Annotated in this window: 13 protein-coding genes; 7 read left to right on the top strand and 6 right to left on the bottom strand. The window is 62.2% G+C overall.

Going from position 1 to position 12,293, the window contains the following annotated elements:
- Positions 1-169 precede the first annotated feature (169 nt).
- From PSAKL28_RS23735 to PSAKL28_RS23715, 5 genes are all read right to left on the bottom strand, one after another.
- On the bottom strand, positions 170-1,027 hold the full coding sequence (locus tag PSAKL28_RS23735; protein WP_038615104.1) for an SPFH domain-containing protein: 858 nt from the start codon (positions 1,025-1,027) through the stop codon (positions 170-172).
- A 23-nt stretch (positions 1,028-1,050) separates the two neighbouring features.
- Positions 1,051-1,488 (bottom strand): NfeD family protein, encoded by a 438-nt coding sequence (locus PSAKL28_RS23730; RefSeq protein ID WP_038615103.1) that lies wholly within the window; start codon positions 1,486-1,488, stop codon positions 1,051-1,053.
- Positions 1,489-1,814: 326 nt separating this feature from the next.
- Positions 1,815-2,531, bottom strand: a complete 717-nt coding sequence (locus PSAKL28_RS23725) for a cobalt-precorrin-6A reductase (protein WP_038615102.1) — start codon at positions 2,529-2,531, stop codon at positions 1,815-1,817.
- A 55-nt stretch (positions 2,532-2,586) separates the two neighbouring features.
- A complete protein-coding gene (locus tag PSAKL28_RS23720) occupies positions 2,587-3,729 on the bottom strand; it encodes a cobalt-precorrin-5B (C(1))-methyltransferase (protein WP_051939556.1) in 1,143 nt (380 codons plus the stop codon).
- Complete coding sequence (locus PSAKL28_RS23715; protein WP_038615101.1) at positions 3,722-4,933, bottom strand: bifunctional cobalt-precorrin-7 (C(5))-methyltransferase/cobalt-precorrin-6B (C(15))-methyltransferase; 1,212 nt, start codon at positions 4,931-4,933, stop codon at positions 3,722-3,724. Before PSAKL28_RS23715 ends, PSAKL28_RS23720 begins: the two co-directional genes overlap by 8 nt.
- A 117-nt stretch (positions 4,934-5,050) precedes the next feature.
- On the opposite strand from PSAKL28_RS23715, the gene cobG reads away from it, so the two are divergent.
- The 7 genes from cobG (at position 5,051) to PSAKL28_RS23680 (ending at position 11,676) form a co-directional block, all read left to right on the top strand.
- Positions 5,051-6,388: a precorrin-3B synthase gene (gene cobG / locus PSAKL28_RS23710; RefSeq protein ID WP_306452884.1), complete on the top strand. Its 1,338-nt coding sequence runs from the start codon at positions 5,051-5,053 to the stop codon at positions 6,386-6,388.
- Positions 6,381-7,007, top strand: coding sequence for a precorrin-8X methylmutase (locus PSAKL28_RS23705; RefSeq protein ID WP_038615097.1), 627 nt, complete (start codon positions 6,381-6,383; stop codon positions 7,005-7,007). Before cobG ends, PSAKL28_RS23705 begins: the two co-directional genes overlap by 8 nt.
- Positions 7,004-7,738, top strand: coding sequence for a precorrin-2 C(20)-methyltransferase (locus PSAKL28_RS23700; protein WP_174446950.1), 735 nt, complete (start codon positions 7,004-7,006; stop codon positions 7,736-7,738). The genes PSAKL28_RS23705 and PSAKL28_RS23700 overlap by 4 nt, the downstream gene beginning before the upstream one ends.
- Positions 7,738-9,438: a precorrin-3B C(17)-methyltransferase gene (gene cobJ, locus PSAKL28_RS23695; RefSeq protein ID WP_038615096.1), complete on the top strand. Its 1,701-nt coding sequence runs from the start codon at positions 7,738-7,740 to the stop codon at positions 9,436-9,438. The genes PSAKL28_RS23700 and cobJ overlap by 1 nt, the downstream gene beginning before the upstream one ends.
- A gap of 108 nt (positions 9,439-9,546) precedes the next feature.
- Entirely contained in the window at positions 9,547-10,251 is a 705-nt protein-coding gene (locus PSAKL28_RS23690) for a hypothetical protein (RefSeq protein ID WP_038615095.1), read from the top strand.
- A gap of 58 nt (positions 10,252-10,309) precedes the next feature.
- On the top strand, positions 10,310-11,008 hold the full coding sequence (locus tag PSAKL28_RS23685) for a hypothetical protein (protein WP_038615094.1): 699 nt from the start codon (positions 10,310-10,312) through the stop codon (positions 11,006-11,008).
- The gene (locus PSAKL28_RS23680) at positions 11,005-11,676 is read left to right on the top strand and encodes a hypothetical protein (RefSeq protein WP_157687069.1); all 672 of its coding nucleotides are present in this window, start codon (positions 11,005-11,007) and stop codon (positions 11,674-11,676) included. Before PSAKL28_RS23685 ends, PSAKL28_RS23680 begins: the two co-directional genes overlap by 4 nt.
- On the opposite strand, the gene tspR is transcribed toward PSAKL28_RS23680, so the two are convergent.
- Positions 11,654-12,250, bottom strand: coding sequence for a type III secretion system genes modulator TspR (gene tspR / locus PSAKL28_RS23675; RefSeq protein ID WP_038615090.1), 597 nt, complete (start codon positions 12,248-12,250; stop codon positions 11,654-11,656). The two genes, PSAKL28_RS23680 and tspR, sit on opposite strands and share 23 nt — an antisense overlap.
- Between the last annotated feature and the right edge of the window lie 43 nt (positions 12,251-12,293).

Genomic DNA, 12,293 nt, shown 5'->3' with positions numbered 1-12,293 from the left:
GCCGGGCATGCGATGAAGTGTCGCACGGTGGGAGCAACTGTCTTGGCCTAGTGCTTTGTAAAGCAGCCTCTGTGGTGGGAGCGGGCTTGCCCCGCGATGCGATTTGACTGACAGCATGCGATCGCGGGGCAAGCCCGCTCCCACGGCAAGCCTGCTCCCACCAAAGTCGTCAGACGGCCTTGTTGCGGCCCATCAAACCACGCACGGTCTCCTGCAGGTCGGCCGGGAGCACCACGACTTTGGCGTTGTCGCTGCCGGCCAGGTTTTCCATCGCACCGATGTAGCGCTCGCCCAGCAAGTACATCGCCGGGGTGATCTCGCTGCCAACCGCGTCCCTGACCAGGGTGATTGAACGGGCCGAGGCTTCGGCCAGGTTGATCTGCGCTTCGGCATCGAGCTTGGCCGATTGCAGGCGGGCTTCGGCTTCGAGAATGGCCGCCTGCTTGGCACCTTCGGCACGGGTGACATCGGCTTTACGTTCACGCTCGGCAGCGGCCTGACGTTCCATGGCCGACTGCATGTTTTCCGAAGGCTTGATGTCCTGGATCTCGACCGAGCGGACGGTCACGCCCCAGTCTTCGGTCTGCTCCGACATCGCTTCGCGCAGACGGGCCTTGATCTGTTCGCGGCTGGAGAGGGCTTCGTCCAGATCCATGGCGCCGACAATGGCACGCAACGAGGTCATGGTCAGGCTGGTCACCGCGTAGGTGAAATCCTGCACCCCGTAGGCGGCTTTCTGCGGGTCGACGACCTTGGCGAAGCACAGCGCGTTGGCGACGATGACGGCGTTGTCGCGGGTGATGATTTCCTGTTGCTGCACGTCGAGGATGATGTCCTTGGTCGGCAGGCGGTAGGCGACCACGTCCATGTAGGGAATGACGATGTTCAGGCCGGGCTTGAGGGTGGCGTGGTAGCGACCCAGGCGCTCGACGATCCACTCCTCGCCCTGAGGCACGATGCGCACCCCTTTGAACAGGGTAATGATGACGAACGCGGCGATAGTGGCGGCGACGATAAGGCTGGTCATGTATCAAGCTTTCCTTTTGCTGATCAGGCCCGGGTGACCCGGGCAGTATTGCCTTCGATGGCAGTGATGCGTACGCGCTCGCCCGACGGGATCTCGGCATCGGCGACGCAGATCCATTCCTCGTTGCCGAGGATAGGCTTCTGGAAGCGCACACGGCCCTTGGTGAACTCGGAGACCGTGGCGGTGAGCAGGCCGACTTCGCCGATCACGTTGTCGGCGGTCCAGCGGGTGTCCGGCTTCTTCTTGCGAAACACCTTGAACCACAGCAGCGTGGTGATGGACGAGAGCGCTACCCAGAGCAGCACCTGCATGTCGAGCTGCAGGCTCGGGGCCAGGTAGGCGATGAACGACACCAGCACAGCGCCGATGCCGAACCAGAGAATGAAGAAGGTCGGCAGCACGAGTTCGAGCACAACCAGGCCGAAACCGAACACCAGCCAGATCCACCATTGCATTTCCATATGGGCGAATTCTTCCAGGGGGAGAGGGCGTAGTGTAAGGCAGGGGGGGACGATTGAGCCATTCAGAAAAGTCTGAAACAGCAGGTAGGGCGCATCGAAAGCTTCAGATTTCGCGTCTTTAGAAACTATCTTACGGATGTCGTATGGCCGCCGCCCGCGGATCTCTTCCGTATAGGCCTAGATCAGTCGCCGTAATTTGTAGGAGCGGATTCATCCGCGAAGGACTGCCTCGCAGTCCCTTTTTTGGGGCCGCATCGCGACCCTTCGCGGATGAATCCGCTCCTACGACAAGCCTTGTATCCTGTGTGGCTTGCCCCGCAATTTCGTTACAGGTCGAGTGCAGCGACCATCTCATCGACAGTAAAGAACTCCCTATCGACCACCGGCAACTCAGGCCGCTTCAGCACCAGCACAGGTACACCACGCTCTCTTGCGACTTCCAGCTTGGGCTCAGTCGCACCGCTGCCACTGTTTTTGCTGATCAGCACATCAATCTGCCGACGCTCGAACAACGCACGTTCGTCTTCGAGGTGAAACGGCCCGCGTGCGCCGATCACTTCACAACGCTCATTTCCGGGACAGGCTTCCAGAGCACGCAAGGTCCAGAACTGCTGCTCCGGGATTTCGTCGAGATGCTGCAAGGGCTCGCGGCCAAGGGTGAACAGCGGACGCCGGAACGGCCGCAGCGCTTCGATCAATTCAGCCCAGTCGGCCACTTCGCGCCAGTCATCTCCGGCTTGCGCCTGCCAGGCCGGCCGTCGCAGGGCCCAGCAGGGAATGCCGGTTAGCTGTGCGGCGCGGGCTGCGTTGGCGCTGATCTGCGCAGCATAGGGATGGGTGGCGTCGATCAACAGGTCGATGTTTTCCGCGAGTAGATAAGCGGCCAAGCCCTCGGCCCCACCAAAACCGCCAACCCGCACCTGACATCTCAAGTCACTGGGCACCCGGCCAATCCCGGCCAGGCTGTAGACATGCGCAGGGCCTAGGGTACGGGCAATGGTCAATGCCTCGGTGACGCCGCCAAGCAGCAAGATACGCTTCATACAGTTGCTCGCCTCTCGGTGGGAGCGGGCTTGCCCCGCGATCGCATGTTGTCAGTCAAATCGCATCGCGAGGCAAGCTCGCTCCCACAGCAAGCTCGCTCCCACCGGGGTGAGCGGCATGGCCAACGATGGCGCCTTGCCGATCAATGGCAAACACTTCTACCTGCACCTGGGCAGGCACTACGCTGCGCGCAAAGGCCAGGGCATGGGCGCACACCGCATCACCCAGGGCGATACCTGCAGCGCTGGCCATGGCCAGGGCCTGCTGGCTGGTGTTGGCCTGGCGAATCGCCGCTTGCAAGTCGCTGTCGGCACCTATGGCTGCGGCCCACTCGGCCAGTTGCGGCAAGTCGATGCTGGAGTGGCGGCTGTGCAGGTCCATGTGGCCGGCGGCGAGTTTGCTGATCTTGCCGAAGCCGCCGCACAGGCTGAGTTTATCCACCGGCACTTTGCGCAGGTGTTTGAGTACTGCGCCGACGAAGTCGCCCATTTCGATCAGGGCGATTTCCGGCAGGTTGTAGACCCGGCGCATGGTGTCTTCGCTGGCGTTGCCGGTGCAGGCGGCGATGTGCAGGTAGCCGTTGGTTTTCGCCACATCGATACCTTGATGGATCGAGGCGATATAGGCCGAGCAGGAGAACGGCCGAACGATACCGCTAGTGCCAAGAATCGACAGGCCACCCAGAATGCCCAGGCGCGGGTTCATGGTTTTCAGCGCCAGGCTTTCGCCGTCCTGCACATTTACCGTGACTTCAAAACCGCCGTTGTACGCACACGCTTCGGCAAGCTGCTGCAGGTGCTCGGTCATCATCCGCCGTGGCACCGGGTTGATCGCCGGTTCGCCCACCGCCAGGACCAGACCGGGACGGGTCACGGTACCCACGCCTGTGCCAGCGACAAAGCGCACGCCGGGTTCAGCCTGCAGGCGCACGCGACTGTAGAGCAGGGCACCATGGGTAACATCGGGGTCGTCACCGGCATCCTTGAGGGTGCCGGCTTCGGCGCCGTCCTCGTGCAGGCGACAGAACTCCAGGCGCATTTGCACCTGCTTGCCCTTGGGCAAGGTGATCTGCACGGCGTCGCTCTGGGCACCGGTCAACAGCAGACGTGCCGCGGCAAGACTGGTGGCAGTGGCGCAGCTGCCGGTAGTCAGGCCGCTGCGCAGGGGGGCGGGTTGTTCCTGGGTCTCGTCACGCATCAACGGGCTTGATCGCTTCTAGCAGGGTGATCGGCAAGGCTTGGCGCCAGGTGTCGAACTCGCCCAAGGGTTGTGCCTGGGCGATATGGATGCGGGTCAGTTCGCCGCCATGTTGTTCACGCCAGTTGACCAGGGTCAGCTCGCTTTGCAGAGTCACTGCATTGGCCACCAGGCGGCCACCCGGGCGCAGTTGCGCCCAGCAATGTTGCAGCACGCCTTCACGGGTGACGCCGCCGCCGATGAAGATCGCATCCGGGCGCTCCAGCCCCTCCAGCGCCTGCGGAGCACGGCCACGGATCAATTGCAGGCCAGGGACGCCAAGGGCATCGCGGTTGTGCTCGATCAGTTGTTGGCGACCCTCATCGGATTCAATCGCCAGTGCCCGGCAGCTGGGGTGGGCGCGCATCCACTCGATGCCGATCGAGCCGCTGCCAGCGCCGACATCCCACAGCAACTCACCCGGTTGTGGCGCCAGGCGGGCGAGGGTGATGGCGCGTACGTCACGTTTGGTCAGTTGACCGTCGTGCTCGAAGGCGGCGTCAGGCAGACCTGCCAGGGGCGACAGGCGCGGTGCATCGGGCGCGGCCAGGCATTCGATGGCAACCAGGTTCAAGTCGGCGATGTCGCTGTGCGGCCAGCGTCCGGCAGTGCCTTCGAGGCAGCGTTCGGCGCTACCGCCAAGGTGCTCGAAGACCTGTATACGGCTCGGCCCGAAGCCACGTTCGCGCAGCAACGCGGCAATCGCCGCAGGGCTGCTGCCATCGTTGCTCAGCACCAGCAAGCGCACACCGCTATAGAGATGAACATTGAGGGCACTGAGTGGCCGGGCCACCACCGACAGTGTCGTCACCTCCTGCAACGGCCAGCCCAGGCGCGCGGCAGCCAGGGCGCAGGAGGAGGGCATCGGCAACACGTTCATCTCATCGGCGTCGAGCTGGCGGGCGAGGCTGGCGCCCACCCCGAAGAACATCGGGTCACCGCTGGCCAGCACGCACACCGGTTCGCCGCGCAGGGCCAGCACTGGCGCCAGGGAGAAGGGGCTGGGCCACAACAGGCGTTCGCCGCGGATACAGCGCGGCAGCAAATCCAGCTGGCGCTGGCCGCCAAACACCCGTGAAGCAGCCAACAGTGCACGCCGGGCATTCTTGCCCAGGCCACTGAAGCCGTCTTCACCGATACCTACTACAGTCAGCCACGGCGACATGCGTTTTCCTCAATACCCAGCAATCCGACCGGCAGGCTTTTCATGCCTTCGGACAAAGCAGGCATAATACCGCGCCTTCTACACTGAAGTGCCTTTTCACGATTGTCGGGTGACCTTTTGAACCAGCCTGTATCGGCCCACCAGCCCCACGCTTCGTTGCGCCCCTCGGCCTGTCCGGGGTTGCTGCGTATCGTCCAGGCCAAAGACGGTGGGATCTGCCGGATCAAGCTGGCCGGCGGTGCGCTCACGGCAGACCAGGCTGATGCGGTCGCTAGTGCTGCCGAACGGTTTGCCGCCGGCGAGATCGAGGCCACCAACCGGGGCAATCTGCAGGTCCGTGGCATCGGCAACGAACAGGCCGGGCTGATCGAACTGTTGTTGGCGGCCGGCCTGGGCCCGCGCGATGCTGCGGGGGACGATGTGCGTAACCTGATGCTCAGCCCGGTAGCCGGGGTCGATCCGCAGATGCTGTTCGACACCCGCCCTTTGGCGGCGCAGCTGCTGCAGGCGCTGGAAACCACTGCGCGCTTTCATCAGCTTTCCGCCAAGTTCGCCGTGCAGCTGGATGGCGGCGAAGCGTTGGCGATGCTTGAACACCCCCATGACCTGTGGCTCAGCGCCGTGCAGCTGGATGGTGCACTATGGCTGGTGTTTGGCCTGGCAGGTTGCCCTGCGCAGGATGCACCCCTGGGTGCTGTGCCCCTGGCTCAGGGGCATGCGCTGGTGCTGGCGGTGCTCCATCGCTTTCTCGACCTGGCCACACCAGAGCAAGTGCGGATGCGTCAGTTGCTGGTCGAGCATTCGCCGGACGATTTTGTCGCGGGGCTCGGTTTGTCGATCCGTCGCGACCCGGCTGTCTTGCAATGGCGTCGCCCGGCAACGGCAGGCAGCCGCTATCTGGGGATTTATCCACAGTGCCAAGCTGACCTGAGCGCGGTCGGCGGTGCTGCACCGTTGGGCCGTCTGAGCCCGTCGATGTTGCGCGGCGCTGCGCAACTGGCGCGTGAATGGGGTGACGGCAGTCTGCGCATGACACCTTGGCAGAGCCTGTTGCTACCCAATATCCCACACCGCCACGTCGACGCCGTTCAGACCGGACTGGCCCAACTCGGCCTGCTGTGCTCGGCAGATGAACAGCTGGCTCGTCTGGTTGCCTGCACCGGTTCTGCCGGGTGCGCCAAGGCCCAGGCCGAGACCAAGGGCGATGCCCGGCTGCTGGCCACATTGCTCACCAGCGGCGCCCCGGCCAGCGTGCACTTGAGCGGCTGTCCACGTTCCTGTGCCATGGCCCACGTCGCTCCGGCCACCTTGCTGGCGCAAAGCCCGGGCCACTATGACTTGTATCTGCGTGACGCAGCCCAGCCGGGTTTCGGCAGCCTGCGCGCACGCAACCTCACACTGAAAGAAGCCGGCGCACTGCTAGACGCCTGCCCACGGAGCACCCTTGATGATTGATTACATCCGCGATGGTCAGGAGATCTATCGCAATTCCTTCGCGATCATTCGGGAGGAAGCGCGGCTCGATCGTATTCCTGCCGATCTGGAAAAACTCGCGGTTCGGGTGATCCATGCATGCGGCATGGTCGATGCCATTGATGGCCTGCAGTTTTCGCCAGGCGCCGGCAAGGCCGGGCGTGATGCCCTGGCCGCTGGCGCGCCGATCCTCTGCGATGCACGGATGGTCTCTGAAGGCATCACCCGCGCTCGTCTGCCAGCCAATAACCCGGTGATCTGTACGTTGCGTGACGAACAGGTGCCGGATCTGGCCCGTGAGCTGGGCAACACCCGCTCGGCGGTGGCCCTGGAACTCTGGCGCCCGCACCTTGAAGGCAGCGTGGTGGTGATTGGCAACGCGCCGACCGCGTTGTTCTACCTGCTGGAAATGCTCGATGCCGGTGCACCGAAACCGGCCTTGATTCTCGGCTTCCCGGTGGGCTTTGTCGGGGCTGCCGAATCCAAGGCAATGCTCGCTGCCGACAGCCGTGGCGTGCCTTTTGTGATCATGCAGGGCCGTCTTGGCGGCAGCGCCATGGCGGCGGCTGCGGTCAATGCCCTGGCCACGGAGGTCGAATGATGCAGGCTCGTGGACGTTTGCTTGGCCTGGGCGTGGGCCCCGGCGATCCGGAACTGATTACCCTCAAGGCCTTGCGCCTGCTGCGCGAGTCGCCAGTGGTGGCTTACTTCGTCGCCAAGGGCAAGCGTGGCAATGCCTTTGGCATCATCGAAGGTCACTTGCAGGAGGCCCAGACGTTGCTGCCGCTGGTGTACCCAGTGACCACCGAAGCGCTGCCCGCACCGTTGTCGTACGAACAGGTAATCAGCGATTTTTATGATGAGGCCGCGCTGGAAGTGGCTGCCCATCTGGACGCCGGGCGTGATGTCGCGGTGATCTGCGAAGGTGATCCGTTCTTTTATGGCTCCTACATGTACCTGCATGACCGGCTTGCTGAACGCTACGATGCCGAAGTGATTCCGGGGGTCTGCTCGATGCTTGGCGGTGCTTCGGTATTGGGTGCGCCGCTGGTCTATCGCAACCAGAGTCTGTCGGTGCTGTCCGGTGTGTTGCCGCACGATGAGCTCAAACGCCGCCTGGCCGACGCCGATGCCGCAGTGATCATGAAGCTTGGGCGCAACTTCCCCAAGGTTCGTGAGGTACTGGCTGAACTCGGTCTGGCCGAGCGTGCTCTGTACGTGGAGCGGGCAACCATGGCCAATCAGAAGATCGTTGCCCTGGATGAGGTCGATCCGCAGTCGTCGCCATACTTCTCGCTGATCATCGTTCCGGGTGAAAGGTGGCAGGGGTGATGACGCGCAAAGCACCGGCGATTGTCATTCTCGGCACCGGCAGCCTCGCCACTGCCCGCAAGATCCAGCAGCTGTATCCGGACGCGCTGATCCATGGCCTGCAGGGCCGGGTCGAAGACGTCGATCGCAGCTATCAGGAGTTCGGTGCCACTGTGCGTCAGCTCTATCTACAGGACACACCGATCATCGCCTTGTGCGCGGCCGGTATCGTTATCCGCACCCTGGCCAGCCTGCTGCTGGAAAAGGGCGTCGAGCCACCGGTACTGGCTGTGGCCGAGGATGGCAGCGCTGTGGTGCCGCTGCTCGGTGGCCTCGCTGGGGTCAACCTCATGGCCCGGGAAATAGCCGCGGGCCTGGGTGTCGCGGCGGCAATCACCACCAGTGGTGAACTGCGTTTTGGTACCTGCCTGCTCAACCCGCCCAGTGGCTATGCCCTGGCCGACCTGGAGCTGGGCAAGCGTTTTGTCAGCGACCTGTTGGCTGGCGAATCGGTGCGTATCGACGGGGAGGCGCCTTGGCTCGCCGATGCTCAGTTGCCACAGAGCGATCAGGCGCAACTGGCCATTCATGTTGGCTGCGACGCGCGGGAAGTTTCGGCCCACGAGCTGGTGATCTATCCGCGTTGCGTGATGCTGGCGGTCACGGCTGTCGTGCCGGAACTGGCCACTGTGGTACGTGATGCATTGCGTAGTGCACGCATCGCCGAGCCCGCCTTGGCTTGTCTGTTGGCGAGCGATTCGCTGATGGCTGATCCGGACCTGCATGCGGCAGCGGCCGAGCTGGGTGTTGCGCTGCGTTTCGCACCGGCTGCCGAAAGCGCCAGTGCCCTGGCGGCACAGGCGTTGCCGCAGTTACTGCCACCGCAGCCGGTGAGTGAAGGTTTGGCAATTCTGGTTTCGAGCCAGCCCATTGACCCGTTGCAGATCGGTCGCGCCCGCGGTCGACTGGCGGTGATCGGTCTCGGCCCAGGCGCCGCCGAGCTCATGGTGCCCGCAGTCAAGGCCGAGCTGGCCCGCGCCAACGATATCCTCGGTTATGAGACCTATGTGCGCATGGCTGGCCCATTCCGGGCGGACCAGGTCATGCATTGCACCGACAACCGCGAAGAAATGCAGCGCGCCCGGCATGCCTTCGAGCTGGCCGCCCAAGGGCGCTCGGTGGTGGTGGTGTCCTCTGGCGACCCGGGTGTATTTGCGATGGCCGCTGCGGTGCTTGAGGCGTTGCACGAGTCCACTGATCCGCACTGGCATGCGGTTGACCTTGAAGTGCTGCCCGGCGTTTCTGCGTCTCTGGCCACCGCCGCCCAGGCCGGTGCGCCGCTGGGGCATGACTTCTGTGTGCTGTCGCTATCGGACAACCTCAAACCCTGGTCGATTATCGAGAAGCGCCTGGACCTGGCCTGTCAGGCCGATCTGGCGTTGGCGTTCTACAACCCGATCTCGCGCTCACGGCCCTGGCAGCTGGGGCGGGCACTGGAGATCGTGCGCCAGCACCGTCTCGGAACAACGCCTGTAGTCCTTGGTCGTGATGTGGGGCGGCCGGGGCAGACGCTGCGTGTCCTTCAGTTGCAAGCGCTGGTGCCTGAGGATGTGGACATGCGCACCATGGTGCTGATCGGCTCCTCTACTACCGTTGCCTTCGATCGTCCGGGGCGGCAGCCATGGGTTTATACGCCCCGGTGGTACGGTCACAAACCCTGACTCCCCAGAGGGCATGTTTCACCGTGCCCAATGTGTCTCTGACGGATCAATGTGATGGGGGTGGCTTGCCAGCAAGCCATCCCCATCAATGATCAAGGAAGAGCACTCATGAGTGAAATTCAAAGCGCTGGCAACAATGTCCAGTTGAACAACGGCGACCTTCTGGTGTTCGTGGGTCTGTCCACAGAAAACAGCGACGCACTCAAGTACAGCCATCTGTTCAGTACCCTCGCCGCTTCGGCGCAGTTTTACCCGACGACCGAAGGCCAGCAATGGTTCCAGACTTACCTGCAGACCATGCAAACCTGCGGTTGGCTGCCAATCAAGTATTCGTACACCAAGGAAGTCGCAAGTTCTCAGAACCTGTCGGTCAAGAACCTGTTGGTCAAGGCCGTGCAGGCCGGTCTGGGTTACGCCACCGGAGGCGCCACGACGGTAGCCACACTGGTGAACGTTGCCCGCGACGCGGTTGACACTTTGGCGAAAAGCCCTGAGGCCACCACGCTATTTGAACGCACCAGTGCCGAGAAAGAAGGCACCGCGCTGAGCATGGCGGTGTGCACCCAGCACGCCAATGGTGAGGTGCTGCTGAGCGTCGGCTGTATGCAGAGCACCGAGTCGCCTCCGGGCAAAACCAATGTGTTGGTCTTTGAATGGAGCTCCAGCCATTCGGATACCTATACCGGCGCTGCTGCCCTGTCCTTCCATCGCGGTCTGTATGACCAGGTCAAAGACACGCTGATTGAGCGCGTAGGCGATAAAAGCAAAAAGGACGTGCTCACCCTGTCAATCGAGCCGAAAAAACGCTCGTGATGGCGGGCACCGGCGACTGCGGTCGCCGGTGCTTTTGTTTGGTACAGGGAGGTATGAAATGCATACGCAAGCATTTTCTTTAGTGCTGTCCGGCAACTGTCTGATGCTGCTGTCCACTGATCTTGATGAGCGTGAGCGCCACGATGCCATCGACTCTCAATTGTTTGCCTGGCTTAACGCTTCAGCCGAATTTCTGTTGCTGGGTGAAAACAAGCAGTGGCACGGCACCTATATGGACAGGCATACCGGGCTGGGTTGGGTTGTCAGTGCCTCTGCCGAGAAGACCAAGGTAGTGAAGGCGCCCGTGCCCGGCACGCCTCTGGCGATTGCCGGGCACGAGTCGAGCGCGTTGTTGCCCGCCCAGATGCTGCCTGCCTTGAACGACGCACTGGCGAAGGTTCAAGCGTTGCCTGCTATGCATCCCGCACTGCAGGTGTTGAGCACCGAGGCGCTGGAGCGGGTACAGGACTCATGCATCAAGCCGGTCACTCGTCTTGCTTTTGAGCTGCGGGTGGTATTGCCAGGCTTGCGGGTGGTGGCGAGCAGCCTGTTCCTGGAAACCAGCCAGGCCATGAATGGGCAATGGTTAACACAGGAATTGCAGGCTGAAGAAATCAACCATCAGGTGACCAGAAGCTTTGTTGGCGAACTGTTCCCCGGTGTTTTTTCAGGGGTCAGAGCGCTGTTGGAGAAGCGGCTGGAGCTGCTTCGATCTCAATATGTCATGCCGGTCAGTGTCAGGGAGGATAGGGTATGAATGAACCATTAGCCGCGAGCGTGTCGGTGGTTTCCGGTAGTTTGACTGCATTTTTGCCAACGATGAGCTTTGAGGATCAGCAGGACGTGATCCTCGCCAATCTGTTTGCCCAGCGGATTGCGCGCAGCGAACGGGCCAGCGGGCTGAACATGGACTGGCTGACCAATTACAAACGGCGCTTGCAGTTCCTGGGCTGGGATGCGACGCCTGCCCCCGATACCTATGTGCCAGGGCCACAACCCGGGCCGTTGGCTGAGGAGGCGGTCAGCCACATTGCCCAGCTGGCTACGCAGCAGATGGTCACTGCCGGTAAACAGGCACTGCACAGCTTGTCCGAGGATGGCGAGGCACTCGAGTGCTTCGAAGACAATGCATTGAGCAAGGAAAAGGACACGGCCATTTATCAGTTGCTGCTGTGTACCAGAGCGGGTAGCTACATCGACATCGTGCTCTATCATCAGGAACTGAAAGCCAGGAATTTCGCTCAGCGCTTTCTGTTCGCCAATCCCGAAAATGGTGTGCGTGTGGCGGCCAACGCCTTGGAGCGGGTCCGCTTCAATATTCGTTTGTTCAGGCAGGAGTGGCGTAACAAAGTCATGATCAGCACAGCCCGGCAGAACCTGAACGATGTGAAAAAGCTTCCGCTTATAAGGCCAGGTAACCCTTGATCCCGCTGAAGATGATCTGCGCTGCCAGTGCGCAGACGAACAGCCCCATCAGCCGGCTGACGATCTGCAAACCCTGATCGCCAAGTAGCCGTTCGATCCGGTGCGAGAGGTACAGCACCAGGCCGACGGTGAAGCTGGCCAGGGCAATACTGATAATGGCCAGTAACTTGTCGTCCCACTCAGGCTGGCCGACACCCATGACCAGCAGGGCGCCGATAGTACCGGGGCCGACGGTCAGGGGAATGGTCAGTGGGACAATGGTGACGTCCTGCTGAACGTTATCAGTCTGTACGGCGGACTTACCCTGAGCCATGGCTAGCGCAGAGATGAACAGTACGCTGCCGGCTCCGATGCGGAAGGCATCGGGGGTGATGCCGAACACCCCGAAGATCTGTCTACCGAACAGATACAGCACCACGCTGGCGATCAGCGCGGCGAATGCCACCCGCCAGGCCAGTTGTTTGCGCTCCTTGCTGGAGTAGCCGCGTGTCAGGCTGATAAAGCAGGAGAGCACAAAGAACGGGCTGTAGAGCACGAGCATTTTCAGGTAGACGCTGAACAACTCATGGAGCATGGTCTGAGCTCGCGATGGACAGGGGACGAGAAGCAAGTGTATC

The sequence above is a fragment of the Pseudomonas alkylphenolica genome (assembly GCF_000746525.1).
In the GTDB taxonomy this organism is placed as follows: Bacteria; Pseudomonadota; Gammaproteobacteria; order Pseudomonadales; family Pseudomonadaceae; genus Aquipseudomonas; species Aquipseudomonas alkylphenolica.
This window is presented reverse-complemented; position numbering and strand designations above follow the sequence as displayed.